Source organism: Dermacoccus sp. BD5 (assembly GCF_044878485.1).
GTDB classification, from domain to species: domain Bacteria; phylum Actinomycetota; class Actinomycetes; order Actinomycetales; family Dermatophilaceae; genus Dermacoccus; species Dermacoccus nishinomiyaensis.
The window spans coordinates 320,474-341,481 of the sequence record NZ_JANJER010000002.1; the positions used below are offsets into that span (position 1 = coordinate 320,474).

Here is a 21,008-nt window from a genome sequence, read left to right on the forward strand (position 1 = left end):
CCGAGCGATGAACGGCACCCGTGATGGTCTGCGTCGCGGCGCACGAGCCCGGGGCGCTCGCGCGCCGTTCGTCATGGCCGCGCTTGCCGTCGTCCCGCTCGTGTTCCTCGCGATCTTCTTCGCGTGGCCCGTCGCAGCGATGGCGGTGCGTGGGCTCGCGCCGGGTCGGCACGTCGATCTGGGCGGATTCACGGACGTCCTGACGCGCCCGCGCATCCTGCGCGTGCTGTGGTTCACCGTGTGGATGGCGGCGCTCGCGACGGCGTGCTCGGTGCTGCTCGGTGTGCCCGTCGCGCACGCCCTGTACCGGCTGCGCGTGCCGGGGGCGGGGGTGTGGCGCGCGCTCGTCGTCCTGCCGTTCGTCCTGCCGACGGTCGTCGTCGGCGTCGCGTTCCGGTCGCTGTTCGCCGACGGCGGCCCGCTTGCCTGGTTGGGCTGGGACGGCTCGTGGCAGCCGGTGCTGCTCGCGATGGTGTTCTTCAACGTGTCCGTCGTCGTGCGCACCGTCGGGCCGATGTGGGCGTCGCTCGACCCGCGCACGGCGGAGTCGGCGGCGGCACTCGGGGCATCACCGCGGGAGGTCTTCCGGACGGTGACGTGGCCGCAGCTGCGCCCCGCCGTCGTCAGCGCCGCGAGCGTCGTGTTTCTGTTCTGCTCGACGGCGTTCGGCATCGTCCTCATGCTCGGTGGCCTGCGCTACTCGACGCTCGAGACGGAGATCTACTCCCTCACCGTCGAATTCCTCGACCTGCGAGCCGCGGCGGTGCTGTCGGTGACGCAGTTCGTCCTCGTCGCGGCGCTGCTCGTCGTCAGCGAACGCTCGCGCATCGGGCGTCATGACGAGCGGGTGCGGCGTGGCGTGACGCAGCAGACGGCGCTGCGACGTCCTGGGCGCGGTGACGTGGCTGCCCTGACGCTCACCGCCGCTGTCGGGGCGCTCATCCTGGCGCCGCTGGTGACGCTGCTCGTGCGCTCGCTGCGTTCCGATGGCGGCTGGACGGTGCAGCACTATCGCGGATTGGGTGACCTCGGGGTCGTCGGTGCGCTCTCGCAGAGCTGGCGCATCGCGATCGACGCTGCGTTGCTCGCGCTCGTGCTGGGGGTGTGCGTCTGCGTCGTCGTGTCGTGGCGCGCGGCGAGCCCGAAGGGGCGGAGTGTCGTCCGGCTGCTCGACGCGGCGTTCATGCTGCCGCTCGGCGTCTCGGCCGTGACCGTCGGTTTCGGTTTCCTCATCACGCTCGACCGGCCGCCTCTCGACCTGCGTTCGTCGTCAGCGCTCATTCCGATCGCGCAGGCAATGGTCGCGCTGCCGCTCGTCGTGCGCACGCTGACGCCCGTGCTGCGCTCGCTGGACCCCCGTCCGCGCGAGGCGGCCGCCGCGCTCGGGGCCTCGCCGGTCCGGGCATGGATGACGGCGGATCTGCCGGTGCTGTGGCGACCCTTCGTCGCGGCAGCCGGGTTCGCGCTCGCGGTTTCGCTCGGCGAGTTCGGCGCGACGGCCTTTCTCGCGCAACCTGATTCGCCGACGTTGCCCGTCGTCATCTACCAGCTGATCGGGCGCCCCGGTGACGCCAACTTCGGTGGCGCGATGGCAGCGTCCGTCGTGCTCGCAGCCGTGACTGGCCTCGTCATGGTGGCCGTCGACAAGATCGGCGGCGTCGCCGCAGGGAGGATGGGCTGATGGTGGGACGACCCAGGCGAGGCGACGCCGGTCCGGCGTGGGCTGGTGGGGCGCCGGTCGGTGAAGAGCGGGCCAACGGGATGCCGTCTGGTGGAGAGAGGTCCGACGGGTTGCGAGCCGGTGGGACGCGGTCCGAGGGGATGACGTCTGGTGGCGAGCGGGCCGATGGTGAGCGGGCCGCGGAGGCGGCGCGCGGGCTCGTCGTCAGCGGCGCCCGCGTGACGTTCGCCGGCCAGGAGTCACCGGCGCTCGACGACGTCGATGTCACCGTCGACGCCGGGCGCGTGCTCGCCGTCCTCGGCCCGAGCGGCTGCGGCAAGTCGACGCTGCTGCGCGCCGTCGCGGGGCTGCAGCGTCTCGACGCGGGGCGCGTCAGCTTCGACGGCGACGACGTGACGCGTGTGCCGACGCACAAGCGCGACTTCGCGCTGATGTTCCAGGACGGCCAACTGTTCGGGCACCTCGACGTCGCCGCGAATGTCGCCTACGGGCTGGCGCGACGTGGTGTGGGGCGCGCCGAGCAGGCCGCACGCGTCGGGCAACTGCTCGACCTCGTCGGGCTGCCTGGCTACGAGAAGCGTTCTCCCGCAACGCTGTCCGGCGGTCAACAGCAGCGTGTGGCGCTCGCGCGGGCCCTCGCGGTGCGACCGCGGTTGTTGCTCCTCGACGAGCCGCTCTCGGCCCTCGACAGAGGCCTGCGCGAGCGGTTGTCGACCGATCTGCGGGCCATCCTCACGGCCGAGAGCGCTACCGCACTGTTCGTCACGCACGATCACGGCGAGGCGCTCACCGTCGCCGACGACATCGCCGTCATGCGCGACGGACGCATCGTCCAGCACGGTGCCGCGCGTGAGGTGTGGGCCGCGCCGTCCGACGAAGACACCGCCGATTTCCTCGGCTTCACGACGACCCTGGACCCCGACGAGGCGGCAGCGGTGGGCCTCGCGCCGGGGCGTTGGAAGTTGCGTCAGAGTGCGCTACGGGTGGTTGCGACAGGAACGGCGTCCGGCTCCTCTTCGGGGGACGGTGTCGCAATGCGTGACGCCGGGGCGACACATGGTTCCTCGTGGGGCGAAGCGGCCGGAGCGCGTGACGCCCGGGCCCCCCGCGCGCTGGCGGCGAGCATCGTGCACAGCGCGGTGGCGGACGAGTTGACGCGCGTGAGCGTCCGGCTCGATGCGCTGCCCACGCTGGAGCTGGCTGCCGTGGCCTACCCCGGCGACGTCGAACCGGCCGCGCTCGAGCCCGGCGCCCGCGTCGGCGTCGTGCTCGACGCCTCCCAGGGCGTGCAGTTCACCCACTGAAGATTCCCGGGCAACATCGCGCGTCAGAGCTTGCGGACCGTCAGGCTCTGCGCGATGCGTCCGACGGGGCCGTGGACGTCGTGCAGTGACGTCATCGTGACGCCGAGCCCGCTCTCGCCCATCGCGACGGTGGTGTCGAATCCCGTTGCGGTGGGGTCGGGTTGGCGGAAGAGGTGCACCGTCAAATCGACGTTGGGGTACATCCACTCGCGCGGATCGACGCGGACGGCGATGCCGTTGGCGCCGTCGATGACGGAGAGGAAGTGCGTCGTCGGGGTGACCTGTTCACCCATGACGATCGGCAGCTGCGTGCGCAGCCAGACGCGGTGTCGGCCCGGCACGTAAGGTTCGGCCTCGTAACCGTCGAGGGAGTGGATGAAGCCGCCCGGCCACATGCTCGACATGCTGTAGGGGGTGCATTCTTCGAGGGGCGGCATGGTGGGCACGTCGGCGCCCGCCACCGGTGAGGAATCCTGCTTCGACAGACGCCACGCGCGCCCGACGATGATGGTTCGTCCGTCGACGCTGAACGTGGCTTCGACGAGTTCGATCGTGCGGCCGGGGCGAATCGTGCGCACCGACACGAGCGTCGGACGCAGCGGGATGAAGCCGAGGACGTCGAAGGTGATCTTCGCAAGCTGCATGTCGTCGCGCGGCTCGTGCTGTTCGATGCAGTGCACCATGAGCCCTGCCGACGCGGCGAGGTGCTGCTCGCCCTCGTTCCAGGCGCCCTGCACGTGGATCGTCGGATCGAACAGGCGCGCGCCCTCGGGGGCTCCTTCGGGGGTCTCGAGGCGGGGGATGAAGTAGGTGTCGACGTCCTCGCGCGGCGTGAACGCAGGAAGCTCAGGTGCATCAGCTGGCATGCCCTCACCCTACCCATCTGGTGTGACCTGGATCGCTTCGGTGGCGGCGCCGCGTACCCATCTGCGATTCCTGTCCACATTCAATGGCTCGAGCGGGTCAGACGCGCGTGGAGCCTGGCCCAGGCAGCTGCGGCAGGGGGAGGGTCTCGAGCCACTCGGCGATGAGGGCGCCCACGGGTTCGACGCCGGCTGCGGCAGCCACCTCGTCCGCGAGCCGCACGAACTGCTGCGTCGTCACCGTCTTGCCGGTGTTCTCGGACACCCATCGCTGCAGCAGCGTGAAGAACGCGGCGTCACCCATCGTCAGGCGAAGGGCGTGCAGCGTCAGCGCTCCGCGCTTGTAGACGCGGTCGTCGAACATGTCCTTCGGGCCCGGATCGTGCAGGCGCAGATCCTGCGGCAGCCGCGACAGGCGCAGCCACGCCTCGCGCGCCCGCTGGTCGGCGCTCCCGAGATGGATCTCCTCGCTCCACAGCCACTCGCTGTAGCAGGCGAAGCCCTCGTGGAGCCAGATGTCCTCCCACGACGCCGCCGTCACGGCGTTGCCGAACCACTGGTGCGCGAGTTCGTGCGCGATGAGGCGCTGTGCGTCCCAGCCGCGGTTCGCGAAGTTCGAGCCGAACGTCGACAACGTCTGCGACTCGAGGGGGATCTCGAGCGGGTCGTCGGTGATGACGGCCGTGTATGAGGCGAAGGGGTACGCGCCGAAGCGCGAGGAGAAGAAATCGATCATGTGCAGCTGCTCGGAGAACGCCTCCCGGACCGGCTCACGCAGACGAGGCGGGAAGACGAGGCGGACGTCCGTCGGCTTCGCCTGGATCTGACGGGTCTGGTACGGCCCGATCTGCAACGTCGCCAGGTACGGAGACATGGGTGCTGTGCACTCGTACGTCCACGTCGCACGTCGGCCCGTGTGACGGCGGCGCAGCAGAGTGCCATTGGCGACGACGTGGTACTCGGCATCCGTCGTCACGGCGAAGCGGTAGACGGCCTTGTCCGCGGCACGGTCGTTGCACGGGAACCACGTCGGCGAACCGTGGGGCTGCGACGCGACGATGACGCCGTTCTCCAGCTCCTCCCAGCCCGCGTCGCCGTCGAGCCCGCGCATCGGACCGGGCGAACCCTTGTAGGCGACGGTGACGGTGAAGCGCGCGCCCGGCGCGAGCGGCTGCGCGAACCGGATGAACAGCCGCGAACGCTCCTGGCCGAACCGCGCCATCTTCGCGCCCGACACCGTCAGCTTCGCGACCTTGAGTCGGTGATGCAGGTCGAGTTCGATCCGGCGCACCCCGCCGTCGTCGAGCGAGGCCTCCGGCACGTCGTCGACGATGCGGCAGGCGAGCACGGCCGTGGCGTCGAGACGGTTACCGGCGGGCGTGTAGTCGAGGGTCAGATCGTAGGAATCGACGCCGAACGCCAGATCACCGTGACCCGGGACGTAGGGGTCGGCGCCGCCGCTCGGAGTGCTGCTGAACATCAGGAATCTCTTTCGGGTCGTGCGGTCGGCGTGGCGTCGCGTACCTCGAAGGAGGCGCCGTTCGTGACGGGCTGCCCGTCACCGGGGTGCTCGTCGGATGCTACCGGTGAGGACGGTTCGTCGTGGAACTCGACGTGGGTCGCGCCCTGCGAAGTACGCGCCGCTTCGTCATCGTGCGCGACGGCGTCGTCGGTTTCCATCTCGCCGCCGTCGCGGCGGGCGTCGGCGGGGTTCTCGTCCTCGATCCACGGGCCGATGGGATTGCCGAGCCAGCGGGTCTTGTCCGGCACGCTCTCGCCGCGCATGACGAGGGACGTCGGCCCGACGGTCGCGTGCGTGCCGATCTTCGCGGCGGGCAGGACGACGCTGTTCGGGCCGAGCGTCGCGCCGGCGCCGAGGGTGACGGTGTCCATCGCGAGGATGCGGTCGTGGAACAGGTGAGTCTGCACGACACAACCCGAGTTGACGCAGGCGCCGTCGCCGAGGCGGATGAGGTCGGCTTCGGGCAGCCAGTACGTCTCGCACCACACGCCGTGGCCGATCTTCGCTCCCATCGCGCGCAGCCACAGGTTGAGCACCGGCGTGCCGCCGTTGGCGCGGATGAGCCAGGGCGCGGCGACGACCTCGGTGAACGTGTCGGCGAGTTCGTTGCGCCACACGAATGAACTCCACAGCGGGTATTCGGTGACGCGCAGGCGCCCGACCAGTAGCCACTTCGCGATGACGGCGGACGCCCCGCCGAGCGCGCCGAAGCCGACGAGCACGAATCCTGCCGTCAGCGCTGCCAGCCACCACGAGTGCGTGTCGGCGACCCACAGCATCGTCAGCGCTGCACCGGCGATGAGCGCCGAGTGCAGCGACTGCGGGATGATCCGCAGCGCCTCGACGACGGCGCGCGCGACACGCAGCTTCGTCGGCGGCGCGGTGGTACGGGAGGCGTCCGTCTCACCGGCCTGGCGGCGCAGACGTTGCGGCGGCGAGCCGAGCCAGCTCGTGCCCTTCTTCGCCGCCCCGCGTGCGGGCGCGGCCGACAGTACGGCGACGAGGCCGCGCTTCGGCACCTTGCGCCCGGGCGCGGCCATGCCCGAGTTGCCGATGAAGGCACCCTTGCCGACCTTGACGGGCGCGATGCGAATCCAGCCGCCGCCGAGTTCGTAGTTGGCGACGAGGGTGTCGTCGGCGAGGAACGCGCCCTCGCCGACGTCCGCCATCTTCGGCAGCATGAGCACGGTCGAGGCCTCGACCTCACGTCCGATCTTCGCGCCGAGCGCGCGCAGCCAGTTCGGCGTCAGCGTGCTCGAGTAGAGCGGGAACAGCCAGGTGCGGGCCTCGTCGAGGATGCGCATGGTCGTCCACGCGCGCCAGCCCTGACCGCCGTGAATCGCGTGGTGGCCGGCGACGAGGCCGCGGCCGAGGGCGCGCACCGCAGCCAGGATGACGAGGGCCGTGACGACGAAACCGACGAGCGTCGCCGGGATGACGCCGATCGCGCCGATGCGGGCGATGTCCGCGACCGAGTCGGCGTGACGCAGCCAGGGCCACAGCACGGCCAGCCCGGCCGCCGAACCCACCGCGGGGATGAGCGACGCAGCCATGCCCGTCGCGCCGTACGCGACGAGCCAGATCGGCTTGTTCGGCGGCGCCTGCTCGTCCCACGGGCCGCGTGCGGTGCCGATGTGCTCGGCGGGCGCCCCGGACCAGAGCTGGTCGGCGGGCACGCGACCGAACACGCCCGAACCGGGGGCGATCTCCGCGCGCTTGCCGACGCGGGCGCCGGGCAGCAGCGTCGAGCGCGTGCCGACGCGGGCGTTCGGTCCGACCTCGATGCGTCCGAGATGGAACGTGTCACCGTCGATCCAGTGCCCGCGCAGCTCCACCTCGGGCTCGATCGAGCAGCCCTTGCCGAGCGTGAGGAAGCCGGTGACGGGCGGCAGGCTGTGCAGGTCGACGTGCTTCTTGATGTCGCAGCCGAGCAGGCGGCCGTAGAACTTGACGAGCGGCGCACCGGCGAGGTTGGTGGCGCCCAGTTCGTCGGCGATGCGTTCGGCGAGCCAGACGCGCAGGTGGGTGCGTCCACCGCGGCTGTACGCGCCCGGCGTCACCCCCGCGAGGATGGTGCGGGCGAATCCGGCGGCCAGCAGCATGCGCCCCGGCGGGGCGACGAACAGCACCCAGCCCACGAGGATCCACCACCAGCTCAGCGTCGGCACCCACGTCATGCCGCAGGCGTGCGCGAGGTTAGCGCCGGCACCCAACCACGTCAGCCAACGCAGCGCCGAGAACTGGCGTACCGCGAGCGACGCGACGACCTGCAACCTCTGCGTGCTGCGGCGCACCTTGACGACGTTGTCGTTCAATCGCCCGGTGGGAGAGGACATCTGGTCGATCGTCGCGGCGAGTTCGGTGATCGAGTTCGCCTCGTAGACGTCGGCGACGGTGATCTCCGGGTTCGTCTCACGCAGCCGCGCGACGAGCTGCGCCGCCGTCAGCGAGCCGCCGCCGAGGTCGAAGAAGTTGTCGTCCGGCGACGTCGGGGGAGTGCCCAGGATGCTGGCGAACAGCTCCTGCAGCCGCGCCGCGGTGCCCGTGAACGTCTCGCCGTCGCCGTCACCCGTCGGGATCTCGAGGGGCCACGGCAGCGCATCGCGGTCGATCTTGCCGGAGGTGCGCGTCGGCAGCGTGTCGACGACGGCGAGCTGCGGCACGAGCGCCGCGGGCATCGTCTCGCGCAGGTGCGCGGTGGCGGCCTTGCGGTCGAAGCCGTCCTTGACGGTGAGGTAGCCGACGAGCAGCTTGTTGCCCGTCTCCGAGGTACGCACCGCCGCAGCCGCACCACTGACGTGCGGCAGCTGCAGCAGCGCGGAGTCGACCTCGCCGAGCTCGATGCGTCGGCCGTTGAGTTTGATCTGGTCGTCGGCGCGGCCCTGGAACGTCAGACCGATCGGATCGTTGACGACGATGTCGCCGCTTCGGTACGCGCGCTCCCACCCGAGCGTCGGCATCGGCGCGTACTTCTCCGCGTCCTTGGCCGGATCGAGGTAGCGCGCGAGGCCGACGCCGCCGATGATGAGCTCGCCCGCCTCACCCTGCGGCACGGGGTTGCCCTCGGAGTCGACGACGGCGAGATCCCACCCGTCGAGGGGCAAGCCGATGCGCACGGGTGGCTCACCCGTCAGCTGCGCGGCGCAGGCGACGACGGTCGCCTCCGTCGGGCCGTAGGTATTCCACACCTCGCGGGCCTCGGTCGCGAGACGGGCCCCGATCTCGGGCGGGCACGCCTCGCCGCCGAGGATGACGAGGCGGACGTCCTTGATCGCCTCGTGCGGCCACAGCGCGACGAGCGTCGGCACCGTCGAGATGATCGTGATGTCGTTCGCCGTCAGCCACGGCCCCAGATCCATGCCCGACTTCACGAGGCTGCGCGGTGCCGGCACGAGGCAGGCGCCGTAGCGCCACGCGAGCCACATCTCCTCGCAGCTCGCGTCGAACGCGACGGACAGACCCGCCATGACGCGATCACCCGGCCCGATGGGTGCGTTCTGCAGGAACAGGTTGGCCTCGGCGTCGACGAACGCCGCAGCGTTGCGATGCGTGACGGCGACGCCCTTCGGTTTGCCCGTCGAACCCGAGGTGAAGATGATCCACGCGTCGTCGGTGAGGGCAGGGTCGCCGGTGCGCACGTCGTCGTGCGCCGCGGCGTCGTCGGCGTGCGGCGCGCGGGGGCTGATGACGAGGTCCTTGCCGACGATGGCGGCGACGTCGGCCTCGCCGAAGACGGTGTCGGCGCGCTCGTCGGGGTCGTCGAAGTCGACCGGCACGTACGCGCAGCCCGCGACGAGCGTCCCCGCGATCGCGACGTACAGATCAAGGGTTCCCGACGGGATGCGGATGCCGATGCGCTCACCCGAACCGATGCCCAGCTCGTGCAGGGCGTCGGCGAACTGCTCTGCGGCCTGGGCGAATTCGGCGTACGTCAGCACGTCCTGGCCGTTGTCGACGGCCGAGTCGTCCGGGTGCGCGGCGACGCTCGCGCGCAGGATGTCGACGAGTGTGCGCGGCGCGGGAGCCAGATCGCCACGCAGCAACGGGTCGCGGGTTCCGGATGGCTCTGGCGCCGCAGCCTCCGGCTCGGGGGGAACAGGGGCTTGAGGCGTCGTGTCGTCGGGGCGCGTCATGCTCACGGATTCCTGCCGTCGAGGTGTGGTGACACCTCATCGTAATGGGCAACGCTCCTCCCGACGGGTGTCCTCCGCGCACGCGCGATGCGTCGCGTCGGCTGCCGTCCCATCCACATGGCTGCGGGTCTACTCGTCCGTAGGGAGAGACGCGACGTCCCACCCGGCGGTGCGGGCGCCCCCTGCCGCCGCGCATGGGAGAAACTAGGCGCATGAGCATCGGCATCCTGACCTCTGGCGGCGACTGCCCCGGCCTCAACGCCGTCATCCGTGGCGCGGTGATGAAGGGCGACAAGATCTATGAGCAGGAGTTCGCCGGCATCCGTGACGGGTGGCGCGGCCTCATCGTCGACGACGTGTTCTCCCTTCCACGCCGTCGCGTGCGTGGGCTGTCCAAGGAGGGGGGCACCATCCTCGGCACCTCCCGAACGCACCCCTACAACGGCATCGACGGCGTCGGAGGCCCCGACGCGATCCGCGCCGTCATGGAACGGCACGGCATGGAGGGGATCATTGCGATCGGAGGCGAGGGCACGCTGTCGGGTGCCGCGCGTCTCGCGGCTGACGGGCTTCCCATCGTCGGTGTGCCGAAGACCATCGACAACGACCTGTCGGGCACCGACTACACGTTCGGGTTCGACACCGCCGTCTCCATCGCGACCGAGTCGATCGACCGACTGCGCACGACGACGGAGGCGCACCACCGCTGCATGGTCGTCGAGGTCATGGGCCGTCACGTCGGCTGGATCGCGCTGCACGCCGGGCTCGCGAGCGGCGCCCACGCCATCCTCATCCCCGAGGTGTCGGTGACGCTCGAGCAGATCACCGAGTGGGTACTGCTGACGCAGGCGCGCGGGCGTGCGCCTGTCGTCGTCGTGTCCGAGGGGTTCCAGCTGAAGAACGACAAGGGCGAGCTCGAGGACATCGCGGCCGAACGTGGCCTCGACGCCGCAGGACGCCCGCGCCTCGGTGGCATCGGTGAGGCGCTCGCACCGCTCATCGAACGCTCAACCGGCATCGAGACGCGCGCCGCAACGCTCGGCCACCTGCAGCGCGGCGGTGTGCCGACGGCCTACGACCGCGTGCTCGCGACGCGTTTCGGGCACGCCGCCATCGACGCCGTCATGCAGCGCAAGTGGGGTCAGATGGTGGCGCTCTCGGGCATCGACATCGTGACGGTGCCGATGGCCGAGGCGACGAAGGAGCTCAAGACCGTCCCGCGCAAGCAGTGGGACGAGGCAGCCGTCCTGTTCGGGTGATCGACGGTGCATGAGACGCGCTGGGCGCGTGCCGTCCGGCGTGGGGGCAAGTATCTCGGCGCGGGTGACGGGGGTGCGGGCGGCCGGGACGACCTCGTCGTCATCGTCGTGTTCGCCCCTGTCAGCCACGTCGACGCGGTGCGTGACGCTGCGGCGCGGGCCGGGGCGGGTGCGATCGGAGACTACCGCGCGTGCTCGTTCAGCGTCACCGGCGAAGGGCGCTTCGAACCGCTCGCCGGCGCGCAGCCGCACATCGGCGCCGTAGGGCGCCCCGAGGTCGTGCAGGAGCAGCGCATCGAAGTCGTGTGCCCGCGTCGCGACGCCGTGCGGGCGCTCGACGCCATGCTCGCCGCGCACCCGTACGAGGAACCGGCCTGGCACGCCTACCGTGCGCTGTCGCGGGAGGATCTTGCGAGGTGATCGCTGCGCGTGATGCGCCGTGGCGGCCTCGCATGGCGCGCTGTGGTGGCCTCGCGTGATGCAGGATGGCGACTGACGAACAGGGAGGCACGCAGTTGCGCGCCTATGTGTGAGTGACCTGCCACCCGGCGGGCGTCTCCTGCGGCTCCGGGCCAGCGAGCACCCAGACCCGTCAGGGCCACAGCCAGCAGTAGACGTGCTTGCCCTCGTCGCCGGCCGTCAGCGCGAGCGCGACGAACTGGGCCAGGAACTCGCCGAGTTCACGCGGGTCGGCGTCCCACTCGTCGGCGTCCTCGGGTGCTTCGACGGCGGCCCATTGGGCGGCGAGGTCGTCGAACGGCCCCTCGCGCGTGGACATGAGCGCGACGAATCCCGGGTCGACCTGCAGGACGAACTTCTGCTCGTCGTCGCTCGTCGCGACGAGCGCGGGCCAGCCGTTCGTCACGAACTCCTCGACGGGCACGCCCGTCAACAGCTCGTTGAGGTAGCCGAGTGCGAGGCCCGGATCAACGACCTGGGAGGGGACGACGTCGTATTCGACTGCCGGAGCGTCGGATTCGTCGTCGAACGGGATCGAGCGCACGCCCGTCTCGAGGTTGACGAGAGCCGCGGCCTCGTCGTCGGACGCGGCGGCGAAGTAGTCGATCTGCAGAGCCATGCCTGCATTATCACCCGCGGTGACACCGCGCGGGAGTGATGTCGTCGGCGGCCAAGGCGTCGACGAGCATCGCGAGCGCCGTGGTGTACGTCGCCATGACGGCGGTGTCGGCGACGCGCCGCAGCCTGCTGTGTGGCAGCAGCTGTCGGGTGATGATGAGGGCGTCGCTCGCGAGGAAGATGGCCCCGCCGCGGGCGGTACGGGCGTCGTCCTGGGCGAGCATGGCCATGGCGACGAGGAGCGCCCCGTAGGTCGCGACGACAGGGTCGGGCAGTGCGGACGATGGCGCGTCGGGCGTGCGCGGCTCGGCGGCGCTCGGCTGAACCCTGGCGGCGTCCGGGTTGCGAGCGGCGCTCGGAGCGCTGTCGTCCGGCACGATCGACGAGACTGAATCGCGCTGGGCGGCAACGTGATCGACCACGGCGAGCGCGGCGAGCGTCGTCACGCCGACTGCGATCGTGCGCGGCGTGAAGCGCTGACCGCGCGTGCGCATGACGGTGAGCAGGCCGAGCTGCTGCACACCGAATGCGGCCGCGCCGCGACCCATATGACGGCGAGCCGCCGCGCCCTCGCTGCGCGACTCGGCGAGCATGAGGTGGTCGCCGATGGCCGAGCCGGTGAGGGCGACGAGCAGCGTGCCGGTCGTAGGACGGCGACGCGGGGTCCACGCCCCCGGGCGAGTCGCGACGTCAAGCGCGGCGAGCGGTGCGACGAGATGCTTGGTGACCGCGTGGAGGCGATCGTCGGGCAACAGAGCCCCGAGGCTGGTCGTCGCAGCGACGACGACGTATGCCGCGGCCGAGGGGCGCGTCGTCGCGAGGCGAGCGATTGCAGGGCGCGTGGCCGCGCCGGGAAGTGAGGCGATTGCGCGGCCTGCCGGACGGTGGCGCAGAGGACGCAGTTTCATACCCGCTCACCGTGCGTCATCGTCATCTCTCCTTGAACTCGGGTTCCATCTCGGGGCGCGTCAGCGCCGTTCTCGTCCCCTCAGCATCGCAGCCTCGCGATGGCCTCGCGGTGGATATCGACCCCGCGGGCGTGGATAACGGGCAGGCAGCTTCGCGAGGCGGGTTCTGTGTCGCCGGAGTGAGCACGAGGTGGCGAGCTCAGGTTTGCCTGCACTGGTTGGCGCATCTCGCTGCGCGGCCGCATGATCGGCGCATGAATCGCCTGCCCGAACCGCTCGACGAGGTGCTCTTCCCCGCCGAGCTGTTCCGCCCCGAAAGCGTCGACAAGCCCGCCGCGGACGACGGCGTCGTCGCCAACTCACGCCTGACCGCAACGCTCGGGGCCTCGCTCGTCCTCACCCTGAGCGCCGTCGGCATCACCTTGCTCGACGTCGAGGGGCTCATCGAGTGGCATGCGGGGCTGGGCATCGCCGCGGGCGTCGTCGTCCTCGTCAAGCTGACCTCCACCGGCTACCGGCTCGTGCGTTACTACACCCGCGACGGCCGCTACGTCGCGTCAGGGCCACCGTTCATCGTCCTGCGACTGCTTGCGCCGCTGCTCGTGGTGCTCACTGCGAGCGTCATCGGCACCGGCATCGTGACGCTGTACGAACCGGACACGATCTGGCTGACGCTGCACAAGGCGTCGTTCTGGGGGTGGATCACCTGCGCCGCGACGCACGTCCTCGCCTACGTGTGGCGGCTGCCGAAGGTCATCGGAGCCCCGCGCGGTCAGCGCGCACGCCCTCGGACGGCGCCCGCGGTCACGACCGTCGTCGCGATCGTCACCTTCGCACTGGCCGGCGGCTTCGCGGTGTGGTTCGTCATGCAGATGCCCGCTCTGCCCGTTGGGTGACGACGCCGGCCGGCCCGTCGTGGGCGACGAGCCGGCCTCGAGGGTGGACGAAAATCGCAGTTGGGGACGGCGGCGCGGTGGTCAGGGGTTCGTGATATTGCCCCCGTGCGGCATGGCGGCCACGGCGTCGCGCAGTTCGGCCTCCGTCGCGCGGTAGGGGCGCAGGGCGTCCGCGGGGACGCGGCCGAGGCGTCCTGAGCGGAAGTCCTCGAACGCCGCCATGACCTCCGCCTTCGTGTTCATGACGAAGGGACCGTACTGCACGACGGGTTCCTTGATGGGGCGACCGCCGAGCAGCAGCACCTCGAGCGACGGGGTCTCGACGTCCTGGCGGGCGTCGGCGGTCAGCGTCAAGAGGTCACCGGCGCTCGTGACGATCGTCTGACCCGCCGAGATGGGCCGGGGCGACGAACCGTCAGCGGGCGTGCTGCCGATGGTGCCCGAACCGGACAGGACGAACACGAGGCCGTTGTAGGACGCCTCCCACGGGATGTCGGCGCGCACACCTGCCGGGATCGTCGCGTGCGCCATCGTGATCGGCGTGTGCGTGCTGCCCGGTCCGCGGAAGCCGCCGATGGAGCCGGCGATGATGCGGATGAGCGCGGCACCGTCGGGCGTCGTCACGAGCTCCGAGTCCGTGCCGTCGATGCTCTGGTAGCGCGGGTCGGCGAACTTCTGCGCCGCCGGCAGGTTGACCCACAGCTGGATGCCGTGGAAGAAGCCGCCCGAGACGACGAGCTCGGCCGGAGGTGTCTCGATGTGCAGCACGCCCGAACCGGCCGTCATCCACTGGGTTGCGCCGTTCTCGATCATGCCGCCACCACCGTGCGAATCTTGGTGCTGGAAGCGCCCGTCCATGATGTAGGTGACGGTCTCGAAACCGCGATGCGGGTGCCAGTCGGTGCCCTTCGGCTCGCCCGGGGCGTAGTTGACGGCGCCCATCTCGTCCATGTGGACGAAGGGGTCGAGCTCGTCGTGAGGGATGCCGGCGAAGGCGCGCGTGACCGGGAAACCCTCGCCCTCGTACCCCTTCGGGCCGGCCACGTGACGGGTGACGCGGCGCTCGCGGGCCGTGGCCGCGGGTGCGGCGAGGCGCGGCAACGTGAGCGTGTCTGCGGTGACGGCGGGCATGTGATCCTCCTGGCGATCGGTTGCCTGGTTCAACCTAGTTTACATTTCAACTATTCCGCCTGGCGGGGTGGGTGAGGTGGACGGCCGCCACCGCGGTTTCGCCCGTGGTCGACGACGTCAGGCGAACAGTTGGTGAACATCATGCGCAGGGGGCGCTGGGGGCACCCAGGGGGTGGCCAGCCTGCGCACAATGAGGCGCTGTCCTTCCCCGCGGCCACGTGCCCCAGGCCGAGCGTCCGCCGAACACTTCGAACCTCGAGGAACCTCATGACCAACCGCATCGCGCGCACCTGTGCCCTCTCCGGTGTGCTCGCACTCGCCTTCGCCGGTGCCCTGACGCCTGCCGCGAACGCCGCCACCGTCGTTCCCACGCTCGACGCCGACCTCACGCCCGTCACGCTGCTCGGCACCAACGATTTCCACGGTCACTTCACGAAGGACTTCGCCTGCACCGTCGCCTCGGCCGAGCAGGAGTTCCCGGGTTCGGCGTTCATCTCGGCCGGTGACAACGTCGGCGGTTCGCCGTTCGAGTCGGCCTCGCAGGACGACAACCCGTCGATCGACTACCTCAACGCCCTGAAGCTGCAGGTCTCCTCCGTCGGCAACCACGAGTTCGACAAGGGCTTGGACGACCTGACCGGTCACGTCCAGTCGCGCGCGCAGTGGACCTACCTCGGTGCCAACGTCTACGAGAAGGGCACGACGACGCCCGCGCTGCCCGAGTACAAGGTGCTCGACGTTAACGGCGTCAAGGTCGCCGTCGTCGGTGCCGTCACGACGGACACGAAGAACATGGTCGGCGCCGACGGCATCGCGAGCATCGACTTCGGTGACCCCGTGGCCGCCGTCAACCGTGTCGCCGCGAAGCTGAAGGACGGCGACCCGTCGAACGGTGAGGCCGACGTCGTCGTCGCCGAGTACCACGAGGGTGCGCCGGAGGGCGGCAGCGCGACGCTGGAGCAGATGGAATCCGCGAGCCCCGTCTTCAAGAACATCGTGACGAAGACGAGCGCGAACGTCTCTGCGATCTTCACCGGCCACACCCACCAGCTGTACGACTGGGACGCTCCCGTGCCTGACGGCGACGGCACGCGCCCGATCATCCAGACCGACTTCTACGCGCACAACCTGGGCATCCTCAACCTCGGCTACGACAAGGCCTCGGGGAAGGTGAAGCAGTACTCCGTCGTCAACCGCAAGGTCACGGCGCCGACGGACGCCTGCGCGTCGCTGCCCGCCTACACCGCGGCGGCCTCCATCGTCGACTCGGCGAACGCGCGCGCCGCGCAGATCGGTCAGCAGGTCATCGCGCAGGCCACGGGCCCGATCACCTCGGCGCTCAAGCCCGACGGCTCGCGCGACGACCGTCTCGCCGAGTCGAACCTGTCGAACGCCATCGCGCAGAGCTACGTCGACTCCCTCAACGCGCCCGGTCGCCCGGGCAGCGTCGAGATCGGCATCATGAACCCCGGCGGCGTGCGCGCCGACCTCGTCCCCGACGCCGCGGGCAACCTGACGTTCGCGCAGGCCGCGGCCGTCATGCCGTTCAACAACACGGTCGCGACGCGTGAGATCTCGGGCTCGACGTTCGTCAAGCTCCTCGAGCAGCAGTGGCAGCCCGACGGCGCCTCCCGCCCGTTCCTCAAGATGGGCCTGTCGAGCAACGTCACGTACACGTTCGACGAGACCAAGCCCGCGGGCTCGCGCATCACCAGCGTCATGGTGGGCGGCAAGGCCATCGACCAGGCGGCGAAGTACACCGTCGCGTCCAACTCCTTCCTCATGGCCGGCGGCGACAACTTCACCGCCCTCAACGAGGGTGGCCCGATCTCCGACTCCGGTCTCATCGACCAGGGCCTGTTCGTCGAGTGGCTCAAGGCGCACAGCCCGGTGAAGCCGTCGTACGCCAAGCAGTCGCTGTCCATCCATGGCCAGCCGACGAGCGTCAAGGCCGGGGAGAAGGTCGAGTTCACCGCCTCCGGCTTCGACATGACGAGCAAGAACTCGCCGACGAACACCTCGGTCGAGGTCTCGATCGGTGGCCACGTGGTCGGAACGTTCCCGATCAGCGCGACGAGCGCCGCCACCCCGCCCTACCCGGCCAACCACGGTGAGGCCACGATCTCGTTCACCGCCCCGAGCGACCTCGCCGCCGGCGACGCCGTGATCACGCTGAGGGCCAAGGAATCCGGCACGACGGGCAGCTTCCCCGTGACGCTCGAGGCCGGCGCCACGACGACCCCGACGCCGACGACCGAGCCGACGACGCCGACGACCGAGCCCACGACGCCGACGACGGAACCGACGACGCCGACGACCGAGCCGACCACGCCGACGACCGAGCCCACGACGCCGCCGGCCGGTTCGACGAGCTCCACCACCGGCGCGACGGAGACCGGTTCCGCTTCCGACGGCACGTCCCCGAGCACGACGACGGGGCCGAAGGTCGACACCGATGGCGTGAGCAACGAGCGCGCCGTCACAGGCCTCGCGGGCCTGGCTGTCGTCGTGGTGGCTGCCGGCGCGGGCATCGCGATGCGTCTGCGCCGTCAGAGCTGATCGTCGACAGCAGGGGGCTCATCGGCCCCCTCACGCGCAGCGCCGTCGTCGCTCACGCTGGGGCGGCGGCGCTTCGCCGTGAGCGCGCCGCGCCACATCTGGTGCTCGATCGCGGCGGGCGTGATGCCCAACTGGACGGCCGCGGAGACGATGACGGCGTGGAGCTCGTCGGCGGTGAGGGTGTGGCCGGTGGCGCGGCGCGCGAAGGATCGGGTGAGGGGGCACAACATGACGTCGTCGCACCCTCCGGCGAGCAGCAGGTGACGCCACGTCGAGCCGGACGACTGGCCGGGCAGCGCGCACCAGGCCCGTCGGAGGTCGTCGTCGTGGGCGGCCGCCACCAGGTCGGCGCATGACTCGATACCTCGGCCCGCGAGGAGCGCCGCCGCCTGACGGATGACGGCGCTCTTGTGGGGTGCGTCCACACTGGCGCGGGTGCGGTGGCCGGTGCCGATCTCCTCCCGCCACGTCGTCTCGCCCATGAGATCGAACGCGTGCAGCAGCTCCGACGCGGTGCCCGCCCCGAACGCGGCCTCGTGGCGGGCGACGACGGCGTCGACGGTGCTCGTCATGACGCGGGGCGTCATCACCGCATCGATGACGGCGCTGCTCAGGCCCTGACGCACCGGCACGGCGCGCCATGCAGACGGAGCGCCGCGCTCGAGCACGACGGCGACTGCGAGGGTCGCCGCGCACGACTCGAGATCGTCCCCTGGAACGAGACCGTCCTCGAGAGCTGGCTCGTTCTCCGGAGCAGGCGCGTCTTCGGGAGCGGCCGACTCACCGGCCGTCGGGTCAGCAGGGGACGGCTGGCTGGCCGACGGCGCCTCGTCCGACCCGAGGCCGGTTTCCGCCGGGCCGCCCGCGTCGGGATCGTCCGCCCCGGGGCCGGTCGCACCGAAATCGCCCGGCAGGCGCTCGTCATGCGGCACGACACCGTCATGTGTCAGGAGGCCGGGGCTCATCCACGCGCCGACGAGCGTCGGTGCGGCGTCGTCGGAGGTGTCAGGCGCGGGGGTGTCGAACAGGGGGCCGGGTGCCAGATCGTCGCTCATGGCTCGAGCGTGGCGGGCGGGCCATGAGCGGCGCCAACGTCAGCACGGCCACCCTGTGGATCAGCCTGCTCCGGCAGCGGAAAGAGCGCTCCCGCCGTCACGGCCTGTGGACGACGCGCCCGCGGTGAGAAGAAAGCGGCGGTGAAGGTCGAGACCTCCACCGCCGCTGGGGTGCCCAGGACGCATCACACCAGGGGGGAACGGGAGCACCTTCCTGGGCACGAAGATGAAACTATCGCCCCTTCCTCAGAATTCCCTCTCATGGAACTGTGGTCTGTTTCGCGCGTCTCGGCGGCTTCTATCGTGGGAGCATGAACACCCGCGAGGCATCCTTTCGTCACGTCACCGGACGTGCAGCGCGCGTCCTCATCGTCGACGACGAGGAGGGCCTGCTCACGTCGCTGTCGGCGGCGTTCACGTTCCAGGGCTGGCAGGTGCTGACGGCGACGACCGGCTCGCAGGCCGTCGCCCTCGCGCGGCGCGAGAGCCCGGACGTCGTCGTCCTCGACATCGGGCTGCCGGACACGGACGGTTTCGACGTCCTCGCCCGCATCCGCTCGATCCTGCCCGAGGCGGGAGTCATCTTCCTCACGGCGCGGGATGCGTTGGAGGACAGGGTGAGTGGCATCCGGCAGGGCGCTGACGACTACCTGACGAAGCCGTTCAGCCTCGAGGAGGTCATCGTCCGCGCCGAGGCGCTCATGCGCCGCAGCGGCATGGTCGCGCAGGGGCAGGGCGAGCATCTCGTCGTCGACGACCTCGTCATCAACACCCTGACGTACGAGGTGTCGCGCGCCGGCGAACCGATCCGTCTGACCGCCACCGAGTTCGCGCTCGCGCGGCACCTGGCGCAGAACGGGCGTCGCGTGTGCTCGAAGCAGGAGTTGCTCGCCGCGGTGTGGGGCGAGGATTTCCAGGGCGGTGAGCACGTCGTCGAGCTCTACATCAGCTACCTGCGCAAGAAGATCGACGGGTCGCATCCGGCGCTCATCCACACGGTGCGGGGCCTCGGATACACCATGCGACCCGCCGCGGGATGAACCTCGCACGGCTGCGGCCACGCAAGCTGAGCACCCGCGTCGCAGTGCTCGTCATGACGCTGACGATGGTGCTCGCCGCCATCGGCTGCATCGCCTCGTTCCTGCTGTCACGCGCCGTCATCCACGCGAGCATCGACGACACCCTGCACGTTGCGGTCAACCACGAGCACACGTCGGCGCAGGAGCTGGCGGAAGAACTACCGTCCGGGGCGATCGTCATGGTGCGACGTGGCGACCGGCTCGACGTGCGCGCCAACGGCCCCGACCGCGTGGTGGCGGCGGAGGACGCCACCGCGCTGCGAACCGAGCTCGATCGCCCGGACGGCCTGCGCGACGTCAAGCTGCCCGAACGCGACGACATGCGCGTCGCCACGCTGAGGCAGCCCGGCACCGAGGTGCTCGCTGCCGTCAGCATGGAACCTGCGGAGCGCGACCTCACCCGCCTCGCCGCGTGGCAACTGGCACTGTGGGTGCCCGCGGGCATCGTGGCGAGCGCCGTCGGCGTGTGGCTGACGCGACGTCAGGTGCGGCCCCTGCAGGCCGTCACGCGCACCGCGCGCAGTATCGCCGAGACACCCGCGGAATCGGTGGAGGACGCCGTCAGCCGCCGTGTGCCCGAACCGCGACGAGCCGCCGACGAGGTGGGGGTGCTCACGCACGCCATCAACGATCTGCTGCGTCAGGTCGAGGCGGCCCTCGCGCGCCGCGACGAGAGCGAGGCCGCCCTGCGCACCATGCTGGCCGACGTCAGCCATGAACTGCGCACGCCGCTGGCCGTCGTGCGATCGCATGCCGAGCTGTCCGCGTCGATGCTCACGCGCGCCGTAGAGGCCGAGCGATCCGAGGCGGCGGGCGAGTCTGCCGGCGCGGGCCTCTCGGGCGTTGAGGGCCAGGATGGCGGCGCTGACCACGGACGTAGGGCGGCGAGTGACGTCCGCGCGCTCGAGCTCGAGCTGGCGCCATCGCTGCGTCGCATCGAACGCGAGAGCATCCGGATGGCGCGCCTCGTCGAGGATCTGTTGCTCCTCGCCCACCTCGACGCCGGCCAACGCGCGGCACAGGAGAGCGTCGACGTCACGTTCCTCGCGTTGGAGGCGTTGTCCGACGCGAAACTGATGGCGCCGCAGCACCTGTGGGCGTTCGACGCGCCGGACGAGGCGTGCGAGATCGTGGGCGACGAGAACGGGGTGCGCCGCGTCATCGTCAATCTGGTGACGAACGCGCGACGCCACACGCCCGCTGGTACGCGCGTGCAGCTCAGCGTGCGCGACGCCGGCGACAGCGTCGTCGTCGAGGTGGCCGACGACGGGCCGGGGCTGCCCGCGTCCGTCGCCGCCGAACCAGGGCGACGTTTCAAGGGGGCGGCGCGTTCGGACACCGGTCGTCGCGGTGGGCTGGGCCTCGCCATCACGATGGCACTCGCGGAGTCGATGGAGGCGAGCATCCACTTCGACTCCAGCACTGCCGGCACGACGGCGATCGTGACGTTGCCGCGCCGCCCCGCAGCGCTCGGGGCTGAGTGAGCTTCGGTTCGAGCCGGTCGCGGTGTCGGATGCGCGCCGCGCGGCTCGACAGCCGGC

The 21,008-nt window shown here is 70.7% G+C and carries 15 protein-coding genes; 8 read left to right on the plus strand and 7 right to left on the minus strand.

Annotated elements, in window-relative coordinates:
• Positions 1-7: 7 nt before the first annotated feature.
• Both NQ706_RS03085 and NQ706_RS03090 read left to right on the plus strand, forming a co-directional pair.
• Positions 8-1,681 (plus strand): iron ABC transporter permease, encoded by a 1,674-nt coding sequence (locus NQ706_RS03085; protein WP_081873567.1) that lies wholly within the window; start codon positions 8-10, stop codon positions 1,679-1,681.
• 140 nt (positions 1,682-1,821) lie between these two features.
• On the plus strand, positions 1,822-2,985 hold the full coding sequence (locus NQ706_RS03090; RefSeq protein ID WP_038566829.1) for an ABC transporter ATP-binding protein: 1,164 nt from the start codon (positions 1,822-1,824) through the stop codon (positions 2,983-2,985).
• Between the two features lie 23 nt (positions 2,986-3,008).
• On the opposite strand, the gene NQ706_RS03095 is transcribed toward NQ706_RS03090, so the two are convergent.
• The 3 genes from NQ706_RS03095 to NQ706_RS03105 form a co-directional block, all read right to left on the minus strand.
• A complete protein-coding gene (locus NQ706_RS03095; protein ID WP_038566831.1) occupies positions 3,009-3,851 on the minus strand; it encodes a thioesterase family protein in 843 nt (280 codons plus the stop codon).
• 97 nt (positions 3,852-3,948) lie between these two features.
• Complete coding sequence (locus NQ706_RS03100) at positions 3,949-5,328, minus strand: M1 family metallopeptidase (RefSeq protein ID WP_038566833.1); 1,380 nt, start codon at positions 5,326-5,328, stop codon at positions 3,949-3,951.
• Positions 5,328-9,503 carry a Pls/PosA family non-ribosomal peptide synthetase gene (locus tag NQ706_RS03105; RefSeq protein ID WP_038566835.1) on the minus strand — a complete coding sequence of 1,392 codons (4,176 nt, stop codon included), beginning with the start codon at positions 9,501-9,503 and terminating at the stop codon, positions 5,328-5,330. The genes NQ706_RS03100 and NQ706_RS03105 overlap by 1 nt, the downstream gene beginning before the upstream one ends.
• Before the next feature lie 212 nt (positions 9,504-9,715).
• On the opposite strand from NQ706_RS03105, the gene NQ706_RS03110 reads away from it, so the two are divergent.
• Both NQ706_RS03110 and NQ706_RS03115 read left to right on the plus strand, forming a co-directional pair.
• Positions 9,716-10,762, plus strand: coding sequence for an ATP-dependent 6-phosphofructokinase (locus NQ706_RS03110; protein WP_038566837.1), 1,047 nt, complete (start codon positions 9,716-9,718; stop codon positions 10,760-10,762).
• Between the two features lie 6 nt (positions 10,763-10,768).
• Complete coding sequence (locus NQ706_RS03115; RefSeq protein WP_081873568.1) at positions 10,769-11,182, plus strand: hypothetical protein; 414 nt, start codon at positions 10,769-10,771, stop codon at positions 11,180-11,182.
• Positions 11,183-11,354: 172 nt separating this feature from the next.
• Here the strand turns inward: NQ706_RS03115 and NQ706_RS03120 are convergent, their stop codons facing one another.
• The gene (locus tag NQ706_RS03120) at positions 11,355-11,840 is read right to left on the minus strand and encodes a hypothetical protein (protein ID WP_038566839.1); all 486 of its coding nucleotides are present in this window, start codon (positions 11,838-11,840) and stop codon (positions 11,355-11,357) included.
• A 10-nt stretch (positions 11,841-11,850) separates the two neighbouring features.
• A complete protein-coding gene (locus tag NQ706_RS03125; protein ID WP_051805599.1) occupies positions 11,851-12,747 on the minus strand; it encodes a lysoplasmalogenase family protein in 897 nt (298 codons plus the stop codon).
• A 254-nt stretch (positions 12,748-13,001) separates the two neighbouring features.
• On the opposite strand from NQ706_RS03125, the gene NQ706_RS03130 reads away from it, so the two are divergent.
• Positions 13,002-13,643 (plus strand): hypothetical protein, encoded by a 642-nt coding sequence (locus tag NQ706_RS03130; RefSeq protein ID WP_038566841.1) that lies wholly within the window; start codon positions 13,002-13,004, stop codon positions 13,641-13,643.
• Positions 13,644-13,724: 81 nt separating this feature from the next.
• Here NQ706_RS03130 and NQ706_RS03135 read toward each other — a convergent pair whose 3' ends face one another.
• Complete coding sequence (locus tag NQ706_RS03135; RefSeq protein WP_038570250.1) at positions 13,725-14,774, minus strand: pirin family protein; 1,050 nt, start codon at positions 14,772-14,774, stop codon at positions 13,725-13,727.
• A 267-nt stretch (positions 14,775-15,041) separates the two neighbouring features.
• Between NQ706_RS03135 and NQ706_RS03140 the strand changes: the two genes are divergently transcribed.
• Positions 15,042-17,333 (plus strand): bifunctional UDP-sugar hydrolase/5'-nucleotidase, encoded by a 2,292-nt coding sequence (locus NQ706_RS03140; RefSeq protein WP_051805602.1) that lies wholly within the window; start codon positions 15,042-15,044, stop codon positions 17,331-17,333.
• On the opposite strand, the gene NQ706_RS03145 is transcribed toward NQ706_RS03140, so the two are convergent.
• Positions 17,324-18,388: a hypothetical protein gene (locus tag NQ706_RS03145; protein ID WP_051805603.1), complete on the minus strand. Its 1,065-nt coding sequence runs from the start codon at positions 18,386-18,388 to the stop codon at positions 17,324-17,326. The genes NQ706_RS03140 and NQ706_RS03145 overlap by 10 nt on opposite strands.
• A 311-nt stretch (positions 18,389-18,699) precedes the next feature.
• Between NQ706_RS03145 and NQ706_RS03150 the strand changes: the two genes are divergently transcribed.
• Complete coding sequence (locus NQ706_RS03150; RefSeq protein ID WP_038566843.1) at positions 18,700-19,428, plus strand: response regulator transcription factor; 729 nt, start codon at positions 18,700-18,702, stop codon at positions 19,426-19,428.
• On the plus strand, positions 19,425-20,951 hold the full coding sequence (locus NQ706_RS03155; protein WP_404360372.1) for an ATP-binding protein: 1,527 nt from the start codon (positions 19,425-19,427) through the stop codon (positions 20,949-20,951). The genes NQ706_RS03150 and NQ706_RS03155 overlap by 4 nt, the downstream gene beginning before the upstream one ends.
• The last annotated feature ends 57 nt before the right edge of the window (positions 20,952-21,008 follow it).